17 protein-coding genes and 2 pseudogenes are annotated in these 21,999 nt (G+C 70.5%); 12 read left to right on the top strand and 7 right to left on the bottom strand.

Annotated elements, in window-relative coordinates; translation table 11 throughout:
* Nucleotides 1-350 (top strand): annotated as a pseudogene (locus J7E88_RS36905) (serine/threonine protein kinase); the annotation flags it as partial.
* A 120-nt stretch (nt 351-470) separates the two neighbouring features.
* On the opposite strand, the gene J7E88_RS34345 reads toward J7E88_RS36905, so the two are convergent.
* From J7E88_RS34345 to J7E88_RS36620, 3 genes and pseudogenes are all read right to left on the bottom strand, one after another.
* On the bottom strand, nt 471-1,478 hold the full coding sequence (locus J7E88_RS34345) for a phosphotransferase (protein ID WP_215187417.1): 1,008 nt from the start codon (nt 1,476-1,478) through the stop codon (nt 471-473).
* Nucleotides 1,479-1,493: 15 nt separating this feature from the next.
* Nucleotides 1,494-1,700 carry a hypothetical protein gene (locus J7E88_RS34350; RefSeq protein ID WP_215187418.1) on the bottom strand — a complete coding sequence of 69 codons (207 nt, stop codon included), beginning with the start codon at nt 1,698-1,700 and terminating at the stop codon, nt 1,494-1,496.
* 191 nt (nt 1,701-1,891) lie between these two features.
* Nucleotides 1,892-2,561, bottom strand: a pseudogene (locus J7E88_RS36620) (response regulator transcription factor); the annotation flags it as partial.
* Nucleotides 2,562-2,887: 326 nt separating this feature from the next.
* On the opposite strand from J7E88_RS36620, the gene pdhA reads away from it, so the two are divergent.
* From pdhA to J7E88_RS34375, 5 genes are all read left to right on the top strand, one after another.
* Nucleotides 2,888-4,036 carry a pyruvate dehydrogenase (acetyl-transferring) E1 component subunit alpha gene (pdhA, locus tag J7E88_RS34355; RefSeq protein WP_215187419.1) on the top strand — a complete coding sequence of 383 codons (1,149 nt, stop codon included), beginning with the start codon at nt 2,888-2,890 and terminating at the stop codon, nt 4,034-4,036.
* Nucleotides 4,037-4,038: 2 nt separating this feature from the next.
* Nucleotides 4,039-5,019 carry an alpha-ketoacid dehydrogenase subunit beta gene (locus J7E88_RS34360; protein ID WP_215187420.1) on the top strand — a complete coding sequence of 327 codons (981 nt, stop codon included), beginning with the start codon at nt 4,039-4,041 and terminating at the stop codon, nt 5,017-5,019.
* A 13-nt stretch (nt 5,020-5,032) separates the two neighbouring features.
* Nucleotides 5,033-6,466, top strand: a complete 1,434-nt coding sequence (locus J7E88_RS34365; protein ID WP_215187421.1) for a dihydrolipoamide acetyltransferase family protein — start codon at nt 5,033-5,035, stop codon at nt 6,464-6,466.
* Between the two features lie 127 nt (nt 6,467-6,593).
* Nucleotides 6,594-7,259 carry a GntR family transcriptional regulator gene (locus tag J7E88_RS34370; RefSeq protein WP_215187422.1) on the top strand — a complete coding sequence of 222 codons (666 nt, stop codon included), beginning with the start codon at nt 6,594-6,596 and terminating at the stop codon, nt 7,257-7,259.
* Nucleotides 7,256-8,563: a nitrate/nitrite transporter gene (locus tag J7E88_RS34375; protein WP_215187423.1), complete on the top strand. Its 1,308-nt coding sequence runs from the start codon at nt 7,256-7,258 to the stop codon at nt 8,561-8,563. The genes J7E88_RS34370 and J7E88_RS34375 overlap by 4 nt, the downstream gene beginning before the upstream one ends.
* 124 nt (nt 8,564-8,687) lie before the next feature.
* Here J7E88_RS34375 and J7E88_RS34380 read toward each other — a convergent pair whose 3' ends face one another.
* Nucleotides 8,688-9,512, bottom strand: coding sequence for a maleylpyruvate isomerase family mycothiol-dependent enzyme (locus J7E88_RS34380; protein ID WP_215187424.1), 825 nt, complete (start codon nt 9,510-9,512; stop codon nt 8,688-8,690).
* Between the two features lie 169 nt (nt 9,513-9,681).
* Between J7E88_RS34380 and J7E88_RS34385 the strand changes: the two genes are divergently transcribed.
* Nucleotides 9,682-10,485, top strand: a complete 804-nt coding sequence (locus J7E88_RS34385; RefSeq protein WP_215187425.1) for a carbon-nitrogen family hydrolase — start codon at nt 9,682-9,684, stop codon at nt 10,483-10,485.
* Nucleotides 10,486-10,538: 53 nt separating this feature from the next.
* Here J7E88_RS34385 and J7E88_RS34390 read toward each other — a convergent pair whose 3' ends face one another.
* Nucleotides 10,539-11,972, bottom strand: coding sequence for a hypothetical protein (locus J7E88_RS34390; RefSeq protein WP_308307733.1), 1,434 nt, complete (start codon nt 11,970-11,972; stop codon nt 10,539-10,541).
* Nucleotides 11,973-12,043: 71 nt separating this feature from the next.
* Between J7E88_RS34390 and J7E88_RS34395 the strand changes: the two genes are divergently transcribed.
* The 4 genes from J7E88_RS34395 (at nt 12,044) to J7E88_RS34410 (ending at nt 18,556) form a co-directional block, all read left to right on the top strand.
* Nucleotides 12,044-14,194, top strand: a complete 2,151-nt coding sequence (locus J7E88_RS34395) for a hypothetical protein (RefSeq protein ID WP_215187426.1) — start codon at nt 12,044-12,046, stop codon at nt 14,192-14,194.
* Between the two features lie 27 nt (nt 14,195-14,221).
* Complete coding sequence (locus J7E88_RS34400; protein WP_215187427.1) at nt 14,222-16,588, top strand: WD40 repeat domain-containing protein; 2,367 nt, start codon at nt 14,222-14,224, stop codon at nt 16,586-16,588.
* Nucleotides 16,589-16,801: 213 nt separating this feature from the next.
* Nucleotides 16,802-17,488 carry an RES family NAD+ phosphorylase gene (locus J7E88_RS34405; protein WP_215187428.1) on the top strand — a complete coding sequence of 229 codons (687 nt, stop codon included), beginning with the start codon at nt 16,802-16,804 and terminating at the stop codon, nt 17,486-17,488.
* A gap of 669 nt (nt 17,489-18,157) precedes the next feature.
* The gene (locus tag J7E88_RS34410; RefSeq protein ID WP_215187429.1) at nt 18,158-18,556 is read left to right on the top strand and encodes an XRE family transcriptional regulator; all 399 of its coding nucleotides are present in this window, start codon (nt 18,158-18,160) and stop codon (nt 18,554-18,556) included.
* Nucleotides 18,557-18,695: 139 nt separating this feature from the next.
* Here the strand turns inward: J7E88_RS34410 and J7E88_RS34415 are convergent, their stop codons facing one another.
* Complete coding sequence (locus tag J7E88_RS34415; protein WP_215187430.1) at nt 18,696-19,190, bottom strand: LURP-one-related/scramblase family protein; 495 nt, start codon at nt 19,188-19,190, stop codon at nt 18,696-18,698.
* Nucleotides 19,191-19,354: 164 nt separating this feature from the next.
* The gene (locus tag J7E88_RS34420) at nt 19,355-20,071 is read right to left on the bottom strand and encodes a hypothetical protein (RefSeq protein ID WP_251023636.1); all 717 of its coding nucleotides are present in this window, start codon (nt 20,069-20,071) and stop codon (nt 19,355-19,357) included.
* Nucleotides 20,072-20,145: 74 nt separating this feature from the next.
* Between J7E88_RS34420 and J7E88_RS34425 the strand changes: the two genes are divergently transcribed.
* A complete protein-coding gene (locus J7E88_RS34425; protein ID WP_215187431.1) occupies nt 20,146-21,954 on the top strand; it encodes an NHL domain-containing thioredoxin family protein in 1,809 nt (602 codons plus the stop codon).
* Nucleotides 21,955-21,999: the final 45 nt, after the last annotated feature.

Consider the following 21,999-nt stretch of genomic DNA (forward strand, 5'->3'; position numbering starts at 1 on the left):
CGCCCGAGAACACCCCGTCGGTCTCGCAGACGCCGACCACGCCGGACGAGACGCCGACGCCGACCGACGAGGAAACGGACCCGTCGCAGGAGCCGGACACCTCGACCGGGGGCAACCAGCAGCCGTCCTGGACGCCCTCGTACAGCCAGTCCTACCCGCCGACCACTTCGCAGTCGCCCTCCGGCGATCCGACGTCCGGCAATCCGACGGACGACCCGACGAACGACCCCACGGGCGACCCGACCGGCGACCCGACCGACATCCCGACCGACCCGACGGATGTTCCGACCGACCCGGCGGGCGGCGCCGACGGCGGGAACGGCGACACCTCGGGCCCCGAGGGCGGCTGACGCGGCGGGCACGGGCACACCCGCGGGCCGACGCGCCGGTCGTCCCGCGAGGGGACTCGTTCCGCGGAGGGCGCGGTCGTCCCGCGAACGGCGCCCGATCGTCCCTCTCGAAGGCACCGGTCATCCGGTGAAGGCGTCGCACACCGCCTCGTACTCCCGTGTCCACCAGACCGCCAGGGCCGACGCCGCAGGAAACTGCGGGTCGGCCCTTCGGTCGTGGAGCTGATAGCGCCAGCGCAGTATCCAGAAGTCGTTGAGCCGCTCCCACCACACCCGGTGCACGGCCGCGGCCAGTTCCGCCGCGTCCGCTCCCGCCGCGCGCCGGTAGGCCCGCGCGTACGCCCGGACCTTCGCCAGCTCCAGCTGCCCTGCGGGCTGGACGAAGAAGATCGCCGCGGCCCGTACCGCCTCCTCGGCCCGCGGCTGGACGCCGAGGCGGTCCCAGTCGACGATCGCCGCGGGCTCGGCACCCCGGTACAGCAGGTTCAGCGGATGGAAGTCGCCGTGCACCCAGCCGCCCCCGCCGCCCGGCGGCGGCCTGCGGCCCGCGTGCTGCTCCAGCAGCGCCCGCCGCTGGAGCAGCCGGTGCTCGGCCAGGGTGTCGAACGAGTCGCGCGGACGGCTGCCGCGGGCCAGCTCCAGCAGCTCGTCGATGAGTGCGAACGTCTCCCCGGGGTCGGCGCTGTCGTAGGCGGTCCCCCGGCTCGCCGCCCGGTCCATGACCTGGGCGAGGCAGGTGTGCACGAGCCCCAGCAGGGAGCCGAGCCGCCGTGACTGGGCGGTGCTGAGCTGGGCGCCGTCGCGGTGTCTGCCGTCGATCCAGGGGTGCAGGGCGTAGCAGCGGCCGCCGATGACCGCGACCGTGCCGCCGCCCGTGTCCTGAAGCGGCGGCGCGACCGGGACACCGAGCGCCTGGAGTCTGCGGGTGGCCTTGTGCTGGCGGGAGATGGCGTCCCGGTCGCCGTCGAGGTGGTGCTTGAGGAAGTACGCGCCGCGCGTGGTGGAGAGGCGGTAACCGCGATTGAGGAGGCCCTGGGTGACGGGGCGGCAGGAGAGCGGATCGCCCACGGTGTCGTAGCGGCGCAGAAGGTCGTCGACGGGCGGAGCGGTTGCAGATGAGCGCGGCACCCGCCAGATGTTAGATCACGCTGCGTGGCGCGCCGGTTGCTCCTTCGCGAAGTCGATCGTGTGCACGGCGACGAACCGGGCGGCGATCCGCAGGGGGACCGGCTCGAAGCCCTGGCCGTCGATCCTGGCGGCCGGGGCCCCACCAGCGCCGCCCGCTCGTCCGTGATCTCCACGATCCGCGCCGTGCCGGTGAACCGCACGGACCACAGGACCGGAGGGCATGCCTTCCGCTCTTGGCCACAGGCGGCATCGGCAGAGGTGCCGATGCCCACCGCCAGGGGTCCTGGGTCCCGGCCGACGGTCCCGACGGGTCAGCCCGAACGGGTGAACCGGCGGCCGTGCGCCACGATGACGCGACCCCCGGCAGGCCCCGCCGGCACCCGCGCGTGCCCGCCGGGGAGGCTCGGCGCCGTCCCCCGCTCCGCCTGCATCCGCGCCCCGTACGCGGCCGGCGGTGAGCGCCACTTCAGCCCCGCTCTGACGGCAGGCCGGACAAACATGGCTCTTGATGGCCTTCTCGGCGAGACCAGCCGTCGCCGAGAGCCCGGCTCTGCCCATGCCTTCGCCGGTCAAGTCCGGCGTCCCGCGCTCCCGGTCGGTGAGGTTCGCCTGCCGGTAGTTCCCGCCGGGCTCGTCGCCGTCGCGTAGCCGCTTCAGTACGCGGGCGGTCCCGGCGGGGTCGAGCAGCGAGTCGGGCAGCGACCTGCACGGCCGCCGCAGCGCGAACGGAGCCGATCAGTTCGCTGCCGCGGACGGCCTTGAGGGCATCGCCCGAGGCACCGGCATGATCGCGTCGTAAAGAGCCTCGTCGAGCGCGAACGCGGTGAGCGTCGGACATGTGATTTCTCGTTCTGCGAACGGATCTCGCCGCACACCTTCACGCCGCTCCCGGCGGGCAGGCGCATATCGGAGAACGCCACGTCAGGAGCCCGTCGCGGTGATCCTGACCAGGGAGTCTTCCGCCGTACCCGCCTCGCCCCCGACCTCGATGCCGGGTCCGGCCGAAAGCAGTTCATGGGCATCGCGCCGCACGACCTCGTGGCCGTCGAGTAGGAATACTGTGATTTTTCCTGCTTTGTGCACCTGGCAGTCTCACATATTGGCTCTTCCCGTGCCCGGGGTGTGCGGGATACCGTGCCTTCGTTCCGGCGTCCGCAAGGCCCTGACCAGTGGCGTTCCCGCATTTCCTCGATTTACTTGGAAATCCAAGCAAAATCGCAGGTCAAATGGGGTTTCGCAGTAATGCTGCGCACTGGGTAACGTGCCTTTGACAGGACGTTCGCCGGGGCACCTGTCACGCCTGAATCCGGCCGCGCGGCACACACCCCCGTGCACCGGTTCGGACCCAGGCGAGCCGCACTGGCCACACCGGCGGACCCCGGGGGCCGGACCGACGGAGGAGCACGCACGTGACCGTGGAGAGCACTGCCGCGCGCAAACCGCGACGCAGCAGCAAGCGCGTCAGCGCCGCCAAGAAGCCGCAGAATCCCGAGCCCCAGCTCGTACAGCTGCTCACCCCCGAGGGTGAGCGCGTCCAGCACCCCGACTACGACATCGACCTGAGCGCCGAGGAGCTGCGCGGGCTGTACCGCGACATGGTCCTCACGCGCCGCTTCGACGCCGAGGCCACCGCCCTGCAGCGCCAGGGCGAGCTGGGCCTGTGGGCCTCGCTGCTGGGCCAGGAGGCCGCCCAGATCGGTTCGGGACGCGCCCTGCGCGACGACGACTACGTCTTCCCGACCTACCGCGAGCACGGCGTCGCCTGGTGCCGCGGGGTCGACCCGACGAACCTGCTGGGCATGTTCCGCGGTGTCAACCACGGAGGCTGGGACCCGACCACCAACAACTTCCACCTGTACACGATCGTCATCGGCTCGCAGACGCTGCACGCCACCGGCTACGCGATGGGCGTGGCCAAGGACGGTGCCGACTCGGCCGTGATCGCGTACTTCGGCGACGGCGCGTCCAGCCAGGGCGATGTCGCCGAGTCCTTCACGTTCTCCGCGGTCTACAACGCCCCGGTCGTCTTCTTCTGCCAGAACAACCAGTGGGCGATCTCCGAGCCGACCGAGCGCCAGACCCGGGTGCCGCTCTACCAGCGTGCGCAGGGCTACGGCTTCCCCGGCATCCGCGTCGACGGCAACGACGTGCTCGCCTGCCTCGCCGTCACCCGCTCCGCGCTGGAGCGCGCCCGCCGCGGCGAGGGCCCGACCCTGGTCGAGGCGTTCACCTACCGCATGGGCGCCCACACCACCTCCGACGACCCGACCCGGTACCGGCACGACGAGGACCGTGCGGCCTGGGAGGCGAAGGACCCGATCCAGCGCCTGCGGACGTACCTGGAGAACGAGGGGCACGCCGACGCGGAGTTCTTCACGGTGCTCGACGAGGAGAGCGACGTGCTCGCCAAGCGGGTGCGCGAGGCTGTACGGGCCATGCCCGACCCCGACGACATGGCGATGTTCGACCATGTGTACGCGGACGGGCACGCGCTCGTCGACGAGGAGCGCGCGCAGTTCGCCGCCTACCAGGCGTCGTTCGCCGAGGAGGGCAACTAGTCATGGCGGTACAGAAGCTTCCCCTCGCGAAGGCGCTCAACGAGTCGCTGCGCAAGGCCCTGGAGACCGACCCCAAGGTCCTGATCATGGGCGAGGACGTCGGCAAGCTCGGCGGCGTCTTCCGTATCACCGACGGGCTGCAGAAGGACTTCGGCGAGGACCGGGTCATCGACACCCCGCTCGCCGAGTCCGGCATCGTGGGCTCCGCGATCGGTCTGGCCCTGCGCGGCTACCGGCCGGTCGTGGAGATCCAGTTCGACGGCTTCGTCTTCCCGGCGTACGACCAGATCGTCACGCAGCTCGCGAAGATGCACGCCCGCGCGCTCGGCAAGATCAAGCTCCCCGTCGTCATCCGCATCCCCTACGGCGGCGGCATCGGCGCGGTCGAGCACCACTCCGAGTCCCCCGAGGCGCTCTTCGCGCACGTCGCGGGTCTCAAGGTGGTCTCCCCCTCCACCGCATCCGACGCGTACTGGATGCTCCAGCAGGCCATCCAGAGCGACGACCCGGTGATCTTCTTCGAGCCGAAGCGGCGCTACTGGGACAAGGGCGAGGTCGACACCGAGGCGATCCCCGGGCCGCTGCACAAGGCCCGCGTCACCCAGGCCGGCACCGATGTCACGCTCGCCGCGTACGGCCCGATGGTGAAGGTCTGCGTCGAGGCCGCGGCCGCCGCGGCCGAGGAGGGCAAGTCGGTGGAGGTCGTCGACCTGCGCTCGATGTCCCCGATCGACTTCGACACGATCCAGACGTCGGTCGAGAAGACCGGACGGCTGGTCGTGGTCCACGAGGCCCCGGTCTTCTACGGCTCCGGCGCGGAGATCGCCGCTCGCATCACCGAGCGGTGCTTCTACCACTTGGAGGCCCCGGTGCTGAGGGTCGGCGGCTTCCACGCCCCGTACCCGCCGGCCCGCCTGGAGGAGGAGTACCTTCCGGGTCTGGACCGGGTGCTGGACGCCGTCGACCGCTCGCTCGCGTACTGAGGATGCCGTGACCATGACCGCAGACACTTCCCTGCGCTTCCGCGAGTTCAAGATGCCCGACGTGGGCGAGGGACTCACCGAGGCCGAAATCCTCAAGTGGTACGTCCAGCCCGGTGACACCGTCACCGACGGGCAGGTCGTGTGCGAGGTCGAGACGGCCAAGGCGGCCGTCGAGCTGCCGATCCCCTACGACGGGGTCGTCCACGAGCTGCGTTTCGCCGAGGGCACGACCGTCGACGTCGGCACGTCGATCATCACGATCGACGTGGCTCCCGGGACGGCACCGGTCGAGGAGCCGCCCCCGGCGGCGACCGAGCCCTCGCTCGCCGCCGCCGAGCCGAAGGCCGAGCCGGAGACCGAAGCCGAGGCCAAGCCGAAGGGCCGCCAGCCCGTTCTGGTGGGCTACGGCGTGGCCGAGTCGTCCACCAAGCGCCGCCCGCGCAAGCAGACCGCCGCCGTCCCCGAGCAGGGTGCCGCGGCCGCGATCCAAGCCGAGATGAACGGACACGGCACGGCCGCACTGCCGGCCCCCGGGCGTCCGCTCCCGCTCGCCAAGCCCCCGGTGCGCAAGCTCGCCAAGGACCTGGGCATCGACCTGGAGACGGTCACGCCGACCGGCCCCGACGGGATCATCACCCGCGAGGACGTGCACGCCGCGGCCGCCCCGGCCCCCGCCCCCGCCGTCGCCGTCGCCGTCGCGGAGCCGGCCGCCGAGGCGCCTGCGGCAGCCCCGGCAGCGGCCGGTGCGCGCGAGACCCGCGTCCCGATCAAGGGCGTACGGAAGGCGACCGCCGCCGCCATGGTCGGCAGCGCCTTCACCGCGCCGCACGTCACCGAGTTCGTCACGCTCGACGTGACGCGCACGATGAAGCTGGTCGAGGAGCTGAAGGCCGACAAGGACATGGCGGGGCTGCGGGTCAACCCGCTGCTGCTGATCGCCAAGGCCCTGCTCGTCGCCATCAAGCGCAACCCCGGCGTCAACGCCTCCTGGGACGAGGCCAATCAGGAGATCGTCCAGAAGCACTACGTCAACCTGGGCATCGCCGCGGCCACCCCGCGCGGTCTGATCGTGCCGAACATCAAGGACGCGCACGACAAGACCCTGCCCGAACTGGCCTCGGCACTGGGCGAGCTCGTGGCCACCGCCCGCGAAGGGAAGACCACCCCGGCGGCGATGCAGGGCGGCACGGTGACCATCACCAACGTCGGCGTCTTCGGTGTCGACACCGGCACGCCGATCCTCAACCCCGGCGAGTCCGCGATCCTCGCGGTCGGTGCGATCAAGCTCCAGCCGTGGGTCCACAAGGGCAAGGTCAAGCCGCGCCAGGTCACCACGCTCGCGCTCTCCTTCGACCACCGGCTGGTCGACGGCGAGTTGGGCTCCAAGGTCCTCGCGGACATCGCGGCGATCCTGGAGAACCCGAAGAAGCTCATCACCTGGGCCTGAGGCGCCCGACGCGCCTGACGTCCTGTTCCAGGTGAAACATCCCCGGTGAATCCGCCGGGCACAGGAGCCCCGTCCATATCGCGGACGGGGCTTTCTGGTTGAAGTCTGTTGTATCTATGCTGTGTGCATGCCCGCCTCCGCCTCCGTGTCCACCGTCAGACAGCCCCCCGCCGCCGACCGCGTCTACACCCACATCAAGCAGGCCGTCCTCGACCGGCAGTACGCAGGGGGGACGCTTCTCACGGAAGGCGAACTGGCCGAGGCCGTCGGCGTATCGCGCACCCCCGTGCGCGAGGCACTGCTCAAGCTCGAGGTCGAAGGGCTGATCAAGCTCTACCCGAAGAAGGGCGCGCTGGTCCTCGCCGTCTCCGCACAGGAGATCGCCGACGTCGTCGAAACCCGGCTGCTGATCGAGGAGTTCGCGGTGCGCAAGGCGGTGCCCGCCCCCGCGTCCCTCATCGCCCGCCTCGAAGAGGTCCTCGACGAACAGCATCGCCACGCCGAGACCGGAGACCTCGCCGCCTTCGCCGTCAGCGACCGCTGCTTCCATGCCGAGATCGTCCGGCACGCGGGCAACGAAATCCTCTCCAGGCTCTACGACCAGCTGCGCGACCGCCAACTGCGCATGGGCGTCGCGATGATGCAGGCACTCCCGGACCGGGTCACCAGGAACCACACCGAGCACGCCGAGATCCTCGAGAAGATCAGGGCCGGTGACGCGGACGGCGCCGCCGAGTGCGTGCGTACCCACCTCGGCCGCGTCAAGGTGCTGGCCCGGGGTGAGTCCAGGTGAGCCCGGCGTCCCCCGGGGTGTCGCTTCCCGGCGATCCCCCCGGCGGCCGGCGTGCCGCCGCAGTCTGGGGCATCGGCGTCGCCGTCTACTTCGTCGCCGTCATCTTCCGTACGTCCCTGGGCGTGGCCGGACTCGACGCCGCCGACCGCTTCGACGTGAACGCCTCCGCCCTGTCGACCTTCTCCATCCTCCAGCTGCTCGTCTACGCGGGCATGCAGATACCTGTCGGCCTGATGGTCGACCGGCTCGGCACCAAGAAGGTCCTCACCATCGGCGTCGTGCTGTTCACCGTCGGCCAGCTGGGGTTCGCCCTGTCGCCCTCGTACGGCACGGCCCTCGCCTCCCGCGCGCTGCTCGGCTGCGGTGACGCCATGACGTTCATCAGCGTCCTGCGCCTCGGCACCCGCTGGTTCCCCGCCCGGCGCGGCCCCCTCATCGCACAGGTCGCCGCCCTGTTCGGCATGGCGGGCAACCTCGTCTCCACCCTCGTCATCGCCCGCATGCTGCACGGCATGGGCTGGACCGCCACCTTCGCGGGCAGCGCGGCGGCCGGCCTGGTGGTCCTCGTCCTGCTGGCCCTCTTCCTCAAGGACCACCCCGAGGGCCACGAGCCGCCTCCTGTCCAGCACGCCGGAGGCGCGTTCGTACGCCGGCAGATCGCCGCGTCCTGGCGGGAGCCGGGCACCCGGCTCGGGATGTGGGTGCACTTCACCACCCAGTTCCCCGCCATGGTGTTCCTGCTGTTGTGGGGAATGCCGTTCCTGGTCGAGGCGCAGCACCTCACACGGGAGACCGCCGGCGCCCTGCTGACCCTTGTGGTGGCGTCCAACATGGTCGTCGGCCTCGTCTACGGCCAGATCATTGCGCGCCACCATGCGGCACGCACCCCGTTGGCGCTCGGCACCATTGGCGCCAGCGCCCTGCTGTGGGCCGTCACCCTTGCGTATCCCGGCGACGGCGCCCCGATGTGGCTGCTGATCACCCTGTGCACGGTCCTCGGCGCCTGTGGCCCCGCATCGATGATCGGCTTCGACTTCGCCAGGCCCGCCAACCCGCCCGAACGCCAGGGCACGGCGTCCGGCATCGTCAACATGGGCGGTTTCGTCGCCTCCATGACCACGCTGCTCGCCGTGGGCGTACTGCTGGACGCGACCGGGGACGACTATCGGATCGCGTTCTCGTCGGTGTTCGTGCTCCAGGCGCTCGGGGTCGCGCAGATCCTGCGGCTGCGCGCCCGCACGGTGCGACGCGAGCGGGAGCACCTCGTGGCCAGCCGCGTGGAGGCCGTGCACGTGCCGGTCTGATGCGTCGCCCGGAAGGCGTCGACCAGGGCGTGGGCCGGGACGCCGACCGGGACGGGTCCCGCACCCGTTCCGGGGCCGGGGCCCGCCCGCGGAACGCCGCCGACGTCCCCGTGAGGACCGCGCCTCAGGGCGTGACGGCGATGACCCGCAGGATCGCCTCGGCCATCTCGGCGTCCCCGTCGAACTTGATCCGGTCCGCCACCGCCGCGGGCCGCACCCGTCCGCACGTCAGCCTGTAGAACGTCTCCCAGTCCGTCGCGAACGTCACCAGCGGGCCGAGCGAGGGCGAACCGTCCACCGAGCCACGCCCGTCGGCGTCCACCCGTACGGTCCGCAGGAACTCCACCGGCCCGCTGACGTCGAAGACCACCGCCGAATTCGGTGGCGCGCCCGCGTCCTTGGCCACCGCCTTCGGCAGAGCCTGGAGGAGGCAGTCACGCGTGACATACGCACCGGGCGAGTCGAGGTTGCCCGGCCTGCCGAGCGCGGCGCGCAGATCCTGCTCGTGCACCCAGGTGTCGAACGCCCGCATCCGGTAGGCCAGTTCGAGGGTCTGCTCGGCGCCCAGCGGGGCGCGCACCAGGGTGTCGGGGCTGCGGCTCTCGTTGCGCAGCTGACGGGCCCGGCGGATCAACGTGTACTCGAGCTCGGCCGTCATCTCCGGAGACGTGTGGTGCCGGCGCACATCGACCTGCATCTCCATGTAGCGGGCGAAGTCGCTCTGCACATGGTAGAGATCGCGCGGAAGGGAGTGGATGGGGCGTGGGTCGCCGAGCATCTCGCACTCCATGCCGATGACATGCGACACGATGTCCCGCACCGACCAGCCCGGACACGGCGTGGCGCGGTTCCACGCACCCTCGACGAGCGGCTGCACCAGCTCGGCTATCGACTCGACTGCATGGGTCCAGGCATCGGCGTAGTTCTGGAGGCTGGGATGGACGGTCACGGGACCCCTCGGCGGTCGTACGCGGGCAAACTGGACTGGCAGCGGTCTGTGGGGGTCCGGGGGTGGCCCCCGGTTGAGCACAGTACGCTGCCCGAAGGCACCCCGGCAGTGCTTTCGTGTGACGATCGTAGGCCCGAGTTGACGGCTCGAATGCCAGGACGGTGGTAGTGTGCGCGCCTCCCTCATCCAGATCGCAGTAGACCCGGACGAACCGGTCGATTCCCGCAGGCGCCGCGCCGCCGCGCTGGTACGCGAACAACGAGGCGCCGAACTGGTGATCCTCCCCGAGCTCTGGCCCGTCGGCGCCTTCGCATACCGGGCCTTCGAGGCCGAGGCCGAGACGCCGGCCGGGCCGACGTACACGGTGATGGCCGAGGCCGCGCGCGACGCGGGCGTCTGGCTGCACGCCGGCTCCATCGTCGAGAGGGACGACGACGGCACCCTCTACAACACCGCCCTCGTCATCACGCCCGGCGGCGCACTCGCCGCCACCTATCGCAAGATCCACCGCTTCGGCTTCGACAAGGGCGAGGCGGTGATGATGGGCGCCGGTGAGGACCTGGTGACCGTGCCGGTGCCCGGCGGGCTCACGCTCGGCCTCGCCACCTGCTACGACCTGCGCTTCCCCGAGCTGTTCCGCGGCCTCGTCGACGCCGGGGCCCAGGCGTTCGTCGTCCCCGCCGGATGGCCCGCCCGCCGCCGCGAGCACTGGACCCTGCTGGCTCGCGCCCGCGCCGTCGAGAACCAGGCCTACGTCCTCGCCTGTGGCACCGCGGGTACCCACGCGGACGTCGAACAGGCCGGCCACAGCATCGTCGTCGACCCGTGGGGCGAGGTCCTCGCCGAGGCGGGCCCGGACGAGGAGGTGCTCACCGTGGACCTCGACCCCTCCAAGGTGGACAAGACCCGCGAGGTCTTCCCCGCACTCAAGGACCGCCGCCTCGGCCTGCCCCTCCCGCCCGCGCCCCGCTGAGCCGTGCCCGTCCGGGAGCGGCCCCGACGCCGCCCTCGGACACCACGCCTTCCTCAGCGCGGCGACAATGCCTCCCCTGTGCCGTCGTCGCCTGCCAGAACGAGCTGAGTGACCGTGTGGCCGTCGATCGTGCGCGCAGCGACCCTGTACAGCCCCGGCGCGTCGACGACCACCCTGGCCACGATGTCTCCGTCGCCCCAGCCGAGCTTCACGGGCCGGGCGTTTTGCCCCGTCGTGTCGCTGATCTCGCAGGCGAGCCCAGCCAGCGAATCCGGGCCGCTGAGCTTGACGGTCCACGGGGTTCCGACCCCGATGAAGTCGGGAACCTCCAGGCCGCATCCGGGAGCGCCCTGAGGCGGGCCCAGATGTTCGTCCTCCCGGAGGATCTCCGCGACGGCCTTCAGCACGACGCGGTCGGAGGCGACCGCTCCGTGCTGCAGGGGAAGCGGTGTGACCGCGGGGCCGACAGCCGCCGATTCCTTGTGCACGGTGCCGTCGCCCTTGACGTCGTAGAAGACGAGACGGCCTCGCCGGTCCCGGACGAACTCACCGGTGGTGTGCTGACGGGGTCCGTGGTGGTGGGGCTTTGCGACCCCGTCGCTGACCGTGAGGCTCTGCAGGGTCCGCTGACTGGTCCCGGCGACGGCGCGGTGCCCGGGCAGGACGATCCCTGCCTGCTTCTGATGGAACTCCGCCGCGGCTCTCGCGAGTTCGGCGTCACCTCCGAGGCCGGCCACATCACCGGGCGTCAGACGGCGGACGGTGTCGCTGTCGACGAGGCAGGTGTACATGGGCAGCAGGTCGTGCAGGCCGGGCATCGTCGCCGAGATGGAGCGCAGCTGCCGGTGGGGCAAAGGGACCGGGGTACCGCGCCCCGTATTGAGGATCACCGCCGACTTCACCGCACCGTAGAAGGGCGTACCCAGCGTGAGGACCGCCCGTGTGTCGTCCGCGAGGTCGGCGTCATGGGTCGGGCCGAGTGCGGCCCGGGTGACGAGGCCGCCCATGGAGTGGGCGACGAAGACGAGACGTGCGGGCCGTTCGTCGACCCGGACGCGGCGAACAGCGTCATGGGCGGGGTGCTGTCGCCAAGCGGTCAGGTGCCGACGGGCCGCTTCTGCCAGGAGGCGGCCGTTGGTGCTCACCGGCAGCCGCCAGTCGTAGGCGAACTCGAGGACGGCTGCCGGGTCGGCGACGCACGTGCCGACCGCGCCGACCAGATCGGTGTACGGCTCCAGACCCTGGAGATACGGCGTCCACGACGAGTGACGCATGAGCCGGGTGGCCTTGATGCGGCCGGTCCTTCCTTCCAGCTCCTCCTCGGTCATGCGCAGGGGCTCAAGACCCTTGGGCTGTGTCCACGCCCTGAGCAGCCACGACACCCCGGATAAGCCCCAGACGGTCTTGCGGGCGACGGTGTCGTACAGCTCACTGCCCATGATGCCCGGCACGATGACGACGGCGTCCTGGGTGATGTCGGGAGTCACGACCGGTGGTTGCGCCCCGGATTTCCCGCGATGTGAAGGCCGTTGATTCATGGCCGTGAACAATAGAGAACATGCAGGGGGCGCAGGGCGAGATCAGGTCAGCCGGACCGGCCGGTTCGACGACGCGACAGGAGGGGTGGACGGCGGGCGGCACCGGTTCGCTCGTCATTCTCGCGGTGGAGGACGGCGACCCGGAATTCGCCAAGGCCATCGACGAGCAGCTGTCCGTCGTGACGCAGTGGTGGGGTACGGATCCCACGATGGAGCCCGGGTTCGTTCAGACAATGCTCCGCGCGCCGCAGGAGCGCCATGAAGTGGAGATGTTCCTGCACACCTCCGGCATCCGGGAAACGGCGGAGGACGAGCCGCTGGTCGTGTACATCACCTCACATGGCGCCATCGGCACGTCCAATCGGCACTTTCTGATCCTGCCGGGTACGGACCATGCTCGGCTGCTGGCGACGGCCATGCCGACGAACGAGGTGGTGACGGCCGCTCTCGACTCGTGGGCGCGCCACGTACTCGTGATCGTCAACACCTGCGAGGCGGAAGGCATCGACGTCGAGCTGAAGGCCCTCGTCCGTGACCTGGCACGCACGCGCACCGAAGGAACGCTGAACGTCCTCGCCACGACCTCCGCCCGCTCCCAGGTGATGGGCCGTGAGTTCGCGCTGATTCTTCGCATGGCGTCCGAATGGCTGCAGGATGCGGCCGGGATCACGCGTCCGCATCTGTCCACCATGGAGTTTCTCCATGCCCTCGAACACGCCACGGAACGGCTGAACGAGGAAAGGCGCCTGGCCCTGCCCGGCCCGCGAGCCGTCCAGCAGGCCAGACTGGGCGTGCCCTCCCCGACGCTGCCCAACCCGGGCTACCGGCCGCGGCCGCGCGTGGTCACCGGGGCCCGCGAAGAGGTGTCCGCAGACTATGACGAGCTCGAGTACTGGCTCGACCGGGCGAGCGGACGTGTCGACAGTGACGATCCAAGGTGGTACTTCTCCGGACGGCGGGAGCTCAATCGGCAAGTGGTCCGCTTTCTGTCCGGTCCTGCGGGCGTCCTCGTCGTCACCGGCACCGCCGCCAGTGGCAAGTCCGCCGTCCTGGCGCGGGCCGTGACGCTCAGCGACCCCACCTTCCGCTCCTCACCCCGCTACGCCGGGGCAGTGAGCAACGCACCCGCCGACGGCGTACCGCCCGCCGGGTCCGTGGACGCCGCCGTGTCGGCGAGGAACCGGGGCGCGACCAGCCTCATCGAGGCCATCGGATCCCGGCTTGGCTGTGAACCCGACCGCAGCCGACCCGCGCTGGACCCGTTGCGCCAGTGGCAGGAAGGCCTTCGGGCCTTCTTCCGCGGCGACGGAGACACCGTCACCGTTGTGGTCGACAGCCTGGACGAGTCCTCCGATCCCACCGCCTGCATCCGTGACGTGCTCGCCCCGCTGGCTCGCCACGTCACCCAAACCGCCGCCTCGGGCGCGGCGACGATCCCGGCTCAGGCACCCTGTCCCGCGCCGGACGCCGCCCAACCGACCGGTTTCGCGCCCGACACCCCGGCTGCACCCTGTCGCGGCCTTCGGCTGCTGCTCGGCATCCGCAGCAGTCGCCCCGGCCAACCCGGGATAACCGATGCCGAATCCGGTGGATTACTCGGGGAATTACGACACGCCTTCCCCCGGGCAGAGGTTCTGCGGACTGACGGTGAATCGGCTCTGACCGACGTCGCCGCCTACATCACCGCTCTGCTTTCCGGCACGGCCCTGGACACGGATGCGGCGGCGGTGGATTCGGCCGCCGCCCGCGTGGCCGCCCACGTGGGTCGATCGTTCCTCGACGCCCGCCTGGCAGCGGAGCAACTGCGCCGCAGCGGAGGCGAGGCGCTGTTGAGCGACCCGCTGTGGTTCTCGCAGCTGGACCGCGGCACGGCAGGAATCCTGGAGCAGGATCTCGACATGATCGCCGACGACGGACTGGACAAGGCGGAAGCCGTGGCGCTGCTGCGCGCCACCGCCTTCGGGCTGGGGCGGGGGATGCCCTGGGCCCAGCTCTGGCCGGCTGTGGCGGAGGCGCTGCTCGGCGCGCCGATCAAGCAGGCGGACGAGAAGATCCGGCGGCTTCTGGAAAGCCGCATCGCCGGGTATCTCACTCATGACACCGAGGACGATCGCGTCGTGTACCGGCCGGCGCACGAGCAATTGGCGGCCGTCCTCCGTCGATGGCGGTGACAGCCCAGTACACAGGGGGGCAGGCGAATGAATCCGGACGAGGCGGAAAGACCCGCGGACGCGGAACGGCGGACGCATGCCGTGATCGCGGCAGCTCTGGCCCGGCTCGCCGGTGCCGGGGCGATGACCACGCCGCATCCGTATCTGACTCGGTACCTGGCTCAGCATGCCGCCCTGGGCGGGGTACTGGACGACGGGCATGTGCCGCCCGCACTGCTGCCCTGGAGCACGGGCGATGGCGTCAGAGGGCTGCTGCGGCTGCCGCACCCACGGCACGCGGACCGGCGCTGGCTGACAGCATGGTCGGCTGTCGAACCGTATGTGCAGGAGGCCGATCTGCCGTCCCGGTGCTCCAGCCTGCACTTCGCCTACACAGCCCTGTGGCATGCGGGAATCGGGCACGCCGACCTGCCGCCGGAGGCCGCCGCCTTTCCGGGGTCGCGGGTGCGCGTGCTGTGGTCGCAATGGACGCCCGCCTCCAACGTGTTGGCGACTCTCCGCCACAAGAGCGGGTCACTCGCCGTCATCTCAGGCGCTGACGGCGGCCAACGGCTCGCCATCGGCGGCGAGTCGGGGGCGATCGAGCTGATCGACGCCTTGACCGGCAGCGCCGTCGGAGACCGTGTGCCCGCCCATGACGGAGCCGTACGGAACCTGCTGTTCGTTCCCGACTCCGCCGGCGCAGACGCTCTCGTATCCGGCAGCACGGATGGCACGGTGCGTGTCTGGGACACCGCTGAGGGCACACTCGTCAGCCACGAGCGCCTTCCGGGGAACACCTGGACGGCCGACCTCACGGGATACCGGAAAGACGGGGGCCTGGTGGTCGTCGCGGTCGACGGAGAGGGAGCAGTGACCGAGTGGCGGCAGGGGTCCGGGCAGCGACGCCTCGGCGACATGAGCGCGCACCCACGGGAGCCCGCCGCATTCACCCTCGCTCTCACCACCGGCGTCGACGGTCGGCAGTTGCTGGTGGGAGCGGGCGCCACGCTGAAGGTGTGGGACATCGAAGGCCACCGCCTGCTGCACGAGCATGCCGTCGACACGCCCATCAGGACTCTTGCCGGTACGGCGGTTCCCGGGCGGGTGATCTCCGGCCACAGCGACGGCTCCATCCGCGTGTGGGACGCGGAGGCGGGAGCGGGTGTCACCTTCCCGGGCCAGGGAGACCCCGTGACGTCCATGGCCATGCTGCGCGTCGACGGCGTCGATCTCCTGGCCGCAGTCACCTCCGGCTCGTCGATCGACCTGTGGGACATCGGATCGGAGCAGTGGGCGGGCCGGCTGGACGGCCACGCGGACACCGTCACCGCGCTGTGCACGATGCCTGACGGCGACTCCTCGCGGCTGGTCTCCATCGCCTGGGACAGCACGGTGCGGTTCTGGGACGCACACATGGTGGGGCGGACCCTGGCCGGCTCCCTCTCGGCCCCCGGAGCCGTGACAGCCGCCTTCATCGAGGAGCCGGGGACGGCGGCGCGTCTTGCCGTCAGCTACGCCACCTCTCAGGTGCAGGTCTGGGACATCGGCAGCGCCACGTCTGTCGAGCCGGTGAGCATCTACCCCGAGCCGCCGGTACGGGCACTCGCATGGGCGCCAGGGGCAGCCGGTGGGAATGAGGTGCTCCTCTGGGCGGCGGCGGACCACTCCGTCCGCATGTGGGATCCGGCGAACGGACACCTGACAGACAAGACCCTCACAGGACACGCCCAGCCGGTGCGGGCGCTCGCCGCCTGTCCGACAGGGGACGGACGACGGGTGGCCGTCAGCGGCAGCGACGACTGCACGGCCCGGATGTGGGATCTCGACACCGGGCGACAACTGCGACAGTGGCGCCATTTCCACAGTGTCCGCGCCGTGGCTGCGGCGACCGGGGACGGCAGGGACTGGTTCGCCTCCGGAAGCACCGACGGAACGGTTCGCATCCGGCAAGGACGCGATGAGGCGCCCGTGAGGGTCCTTCCCTGCAGGCAGGGAGTCATCAACGCCCTGGCCCTGAACGCTTCGCAGTCCTCGCTGCCTCCTTACGTGGCGAGCGGCGGCGACGACGGGACTGTGGGCCTGTGGAACCTGGTCACGCACGAGCCCGTGTGCGACCCGCTGCGAGGGCACTCGGACGCCGTCGACGCCCTCGCGACATGGTCCGTCCACCGGGACGACGGCGCACCACGCCCCTACGTGGCGAGCGCCGGCCGGGACGGCACGATCCGATTCTGGGACGCCTGCGCATCGCGGTGCGTGCTGCAACTGGCCACCGGCAGCCGCGTGCGGACACTGTCCGTCCAGGTCTCAGGCCGGGACCACCGGCAGATCGTCGTTGCCGTCGGGGGAGAAGCCGGGGTCGCCGTTCTCGCCCTGTCGGTGAACGATCTGGAAGGACTGGCGGACGGCTGACATGCGTGCGCCCCCTCAGGTCCTTTGTGCGCCCCTGATGGAATGCGCAAGATTGCTGCTGCTTGCTGCCTCGGTAGCAGAGAATGATCGTTCATGCCCTGTGCGGCGGACGGCGGAGTGTTCACGCGTCCCCTGAGACCGCGCGCGGAGGCAGGCACTGTGTGAGACCGGCGGGTGCGCCCCTTCCCAGCCCGTTGGAGTGAGGAGTGACGAATGAACGAGGGCACCGGCTTAGAGGCGTGTCTCATACCGGCCCCCGAGGACGGCGTCTGGCGTCTGGGAAAGGCCAAGGAGCCGCTCAAGTACAACAAGATCAGCCCCGAGGACGATCGGCGCTCCGGCGGCAACAGGTGGAGCCTCGTGAGCTACGGCACCCTGTACTGCGCCTCCGAACTGGACGGCTGCTTCGCCGAAGCCCTCGCGCCGTTCCGTGTGGAGCCCGGACTGCGCGCGATCATCGGGGACGACTGGCAGGAGCCGTACTACATGACACCCGGCAACCTGCCCCAGGACTGGCGCACCCGCCACACTCTGGTGCGGCTCCAGCCCGCCAAGGAGGCCCGGTTCCTGGATGTCGATGACGAGCAGAACCTCCGCATGTTGTCACTGGAACTCAAGCAGCAGCTGGCGGAACTGGGTGTCGACGGTCTGACCGCCGAGCACATCCAGGGGCCGAACCGCAGAGTGACGCGACAGATCGCCGCCTGGGCGATAGCTCAACGGACAGCGGAGCAGGGCCGGCTCATCCACGGCATCGCCTACCGCTCCCGTTTCGGGATGCGTCAGTGCTGGGCCATCTTCAGCGACGTCGATCTGGAAGAAGTCGAGTCCCAACCCATCTGGCCCGAAACGGACGGCCTGCGCAGCGTCGCCGAGGAGTACGGCCTGACCATCCGGTGACCCTGCCAAGGGACCCGTACTCCCCGGCCACCAGGAAACCTCCGTCAAAACCGTGGCCCGAACGGGCGAACTGTCTGCGGCCTGCGCGTGGTCTCAGGCCGCCGACGAGAGGAGAGAACCGCACGTCAGGTTTTGTTCACGCGCAGGGCAGCCTGCCTTGACGAGACGTCAGCACAATGAACACGGCGCAAAAATGGTGGAGTTAGGGGGGGATAATGGGTAGCCTTCACTCATCGACTACTGAGGAGGACCAATGAAGACACTCATGAGTTGCTTACCATCGGCGGCCGACAGCCTCACGATCGCGTTGCTCCAGCCGTTGGGAGCGGCACCCCTGACAAGCTCGCCGGCCGGCCGGTCCCCCGACACGTCGGCGCCCAGCCTGTCGCCTGACAGCAAGCCCTGCACCGGATCTCTGTCCAAGACCGGTATGCAGCCATGCTGACCAGTGGCGCCCAGCGCCTGCAGGATCCGTAGAGGTCACGCTTCCCCCCGGATCCCCCTCTCAGAAGCGTCACATCAGTTCTGCGGCAGTGGGCCCAGCCTGTCCTGGATCAGGCGTGCAAGCGGGCGAACCACCCGCGGTCAAACGCCTGCACCCGCTGTCTGACACGCGACCAGTGCTTCCAAGAGCTCGGCGCGCAGTCAGGACACGAGGGAGACACAGCCATGCCTACCGTCAACAACCCTGCACCCGCGAAGAGTGCGGCCAGCGCCGAACGGGCCCATGCAGCCACCGTGCGCATGTCCATCGCCGACATCGCGCGCTTCCTGCAGGACAACCTCGGCCAGCGCCTCACGGCGCGGATCACCAACATCAGCGATCCGCGGCAGATCGGCAAGTGGGCATCGGGCGAAACGAAGCCCCGTCAGGACGCCGAGGACCGGCTGCGCGCGGCCCTTCAGGTGTTCCAGCTCATTCAGGATGCCGAAAGCCTTTACACCGCCCGCGCCTGGCTGATCGGAATGAACCCTCAGCTGGAGGACGAAGCCCCACTCGTAGTGATCGCGGACGGTCGCTACCGGGATGTCATGGTGGCAGCGCGCGCCTACGTCGATGGTGGCTGAAGGCCGCGGCCATATCCGTTCGGTGCGCAGAAGCGCCGTCCCGCCGTACCGACCGCGGGACGGCGCTTCCCCGCGCAGCTGACCGAAGCTGCGCACACCGCCCCCGCCGGCCCCGTCGGCAAGATCGCTTCGCCAGGCGCTACCCGTCCTCGCGCTCCTTTTCCGCCATCCGGATCACGCACACCGCCACCGCGATCAGCAGCGCCGCGTCGGCGTCCTCCCGTACGACGTCCACGCCGTACGTGTCCCGCAGCGTCAGCCACCTGCGCGAGATGTGCGCCAGGAGTTCGCCCTCGTACTCGACGGCGAACTCCCGGTCGAGGATCCGCCCGCTGACGTCCAGCTCCGTGCCCTCGGCGAGCGTCACCCGGTAGTGGTTGCGCAGCAGCGACAGCCGCTTCCTGCGGATCGTGGCGAGTTCCGCCCCGTCCCGCTCGATCGTCATCGCGCCGCGCAGGCCGAGCAGCTTCCGGCGCAGCGTGATCAGCACGTCCCCGTTTCGATCCTTGAGCTCCAGGGTGTCCCGCAGCCGCAGCGCCTTGCCGTCCACGAGGAACGCGTGCCGGCCGTGCTCGTCGTCGATCCAGTAGTCGTCGCCGACGGCGAAGATCTTGTCCCGCACCACATATTTCATGGCGCAATGAGTACCCCCGCACGTGCTGCTGGATGGGGGTCGCGGCTGCACGTGCACGCGTTCGGGCCCGGAGCTGATCGGCAAGGGCGGCCGGCTGAGCACAGGTGACCGGCATCCGGCACACGGGTTCGGACCGGACACCTGACGGGTCACCCGGCGGGGTGTCAGTCGCCGACCTGGTGTTCCACGCGGTGGCGGAGGTAGTCGTCCGGATGGGACCGGGCTGTCGCCACCGCCGCGTCCACCAGCTCGTGCAGCTCCGGCGGGTATGCCGACTTGCGGAGCGGCAGTCCCGGGAGGATGCAGCGCCGGACGTCCAGGTGCTCATTGCTCACGAACTCGCGCAGAGCGGCCTCGTTCCACTCGGCCACCATGGCCGGGCCGTCTTCGGGCTCCGGCCGGCCGGCGGCGTCGGGATCCTCCGCCCGTACGAGGGGCATCCGCGGGGGCAGGGCCGACCAGTACCAGGCCCGCGCGGCGCCCGCGCGCTCACGGTCCGTGCCCGTCCGCAGGTACCCGAGCAGTGCGGTTCGGACGCGCATGTGCCCGAACGCGTTCAGAGCGGGCTCGACGAACTGACGGTTGAAGCTCGGATCGGGATCGTGGACGGCCGCCTCGATCAGCGCGTCGAAGGACTCCTCGGAGAGGTTCACGCCGTGGCGGCAGGCGTCACGCAGCGCTGCCCGGACACGGTGCACCCAAGTGCGTGGATCACCGGGTCCCGGCTCAGGGGCGACATCGAGCCCGAGGGTCAGGACGATGTCCGCCAGACACCTGGAAAAGGCCGCGTGCCGGTCCTCCGTACGCCCCCGCAGCGCCATGAACCCCTGTACCGTCCGCGCCGTCTCACCAGCAGCCGTCTCGTTCCCGTCCGCAGCCAACTCTCGCTCCCCTGTCGAAGGCCTTGCCGTACGCGTGTGATCGGGCGTTCCTGCCAGGATGGCAAGCTTGAACCATGAACGATGCCGCCTCGGCGCCCACCCCCGCGCCCGCGCCCCGCCGTGCCCGTGTCCGTGCTCCCGAGCTGATCGGCAAAGGGGGGTGGATCAACACCGGCGGCAAGGATCTGAAGCTCGCCGACTTCCGAGGCCGCGTATTGATCTTGGATTTCTGGACATTCTGCTGCATCAACTGCCTTCATGTCCTCGACGAGCTCCGTGAGCTGGAGGAGAAGCACCGCGACACCGTCGTGATCGTCGGGATGCACTCGCCGAAGTTCGTCCACGAGGCCGAGCATCAGGCCGTCGTGGACGCCGTCGAGCGGTACCAGGTCCATCACCCCGTCCTCGACGACCCCGAGCTCGCCACCTGGAAGCAGTACGCCGTGCGGGCCTGGCCCACGCTCGTCGTCATCGATCCCGAGGGGTACATCGTCGCCCAGCACGCGGGTGAGGGGCATGCGCATGCCATCGAAAGGCTCGTCGAGGAGCTGGAGGCCGAGCACGCGGCCAAGGGGACGCTGCGGCGCGGGGACGGGCCCTATGTGGCGCCCGAGCCCGTGGCCACCGATCTGCGTTTCCCCGGCAAGGCGCTGCTGCTGCCCTCGGGCAACTTCCTCGTGTCGGACTCGACCCGGCATCAGCTCGTGGAGCTGGAGCCGGACGGCGAGAGTGTCGTGCGGCGCATCGGGGACGGCGAGTTCAACGAGCCGCAGGGGCTCGCGCTGCTTCCCGACGGTCGCGTCGCCGTCGCGGACACCGTGAACCACGCCATCCGCGTGTACGACCCTGTCTCCGGCGCGATCGAGCTGCTCGCCGGCACCGGGAAGCAGTGGATGCAGGGCTCGCCCACGTCGGGGCCCGCGCGCGAGGTGTCGCTGTCCTCGCCGTGGGACGTGGCCTGGTGGGACGGCAGGCTGTGGATCGCGATGGCCGGGGTGCACCAGCTGTGGACGTACGACCCCGAGGCGGGCACCGTGCAGGTCGCGGCGGGCACGACCAACGAGGGCCTGGTCGACGGGCCGGTGGCTCAGGCGTGGTTCGCGCAGCCGTCCGGCCTCGCCGCGGGCGGGGACCGGCTGTGGATCGCCGACTCGGAGACGTCCGCGGTCCGTTTCGTCGACCGGGACATGCGGGTGCACACGGCCGTCGGCACCGGCCTGTTCGACTTCGGGCACCGCGACGGGGAGGCCGGCCAGGCGCTGCTCCAGCACCCGCTGGGGGTCACCGCGCTGCCCGACGGCTCGGTGGCGATCAGTGACACGTACAACCATGCGCTGCGCCGCTTCGATCCGGCGACGAACGAGGTCACGACGCTGGCCACCGACCTGCGCGAGCCGAGCGGGGCGGTGCTCGTCGGGGACGACATCATGGTCGTGGAGTCGGCCCGGCACCGGCTGACGCGGCTGCGGCTGCCGGAGGAGGCCGTACGGGTGGAGGCGGTCGCGCACCGCACGCAGCGCGCGGCCACCGAGGTGGCGCCGGGGGCATTCCGGCTCGACGTGGTCTTCCAGGCGCCGTCCGGGCAGAAGCTGGACACGCGGTACGGGCCCTCGACCCGGCTGCTGGTCTCCGCCACGCCGGAAGAGCTGCTGCTCACGGGCGGGGGCGCGGGGACGGATCTGACCCGGGAGCTGGAGCTGAACCCGGAGATCACCGAGGGCGTGCTGCATGTCTCCGCGATGGCGGCGTCCTGCGACGACGACCCGGCGAACGAGTACCCGGCCTGCCATGTCCATCAGCAGGACTGGGGTGTTCCGGTCCGGGTGACCGAGGGCGGCGCGTCGCGGCTGCCGCTTGTCCTCGCGGGCCTGGACCAGCAGTAGCGGAGGGGAGAAGTGGGGGCCCGCCAGGGGTGGGCCCACCCGTGC

The sequence above is a fragment of the Streptomyces sp. ISL-10 genome, assembly GCF_018614575.1.
Lineage (GTDB): Bacteria > Actinomycetota > Actinomycetes > Streptomycetales > Streptomycetaceae > Streptomyces.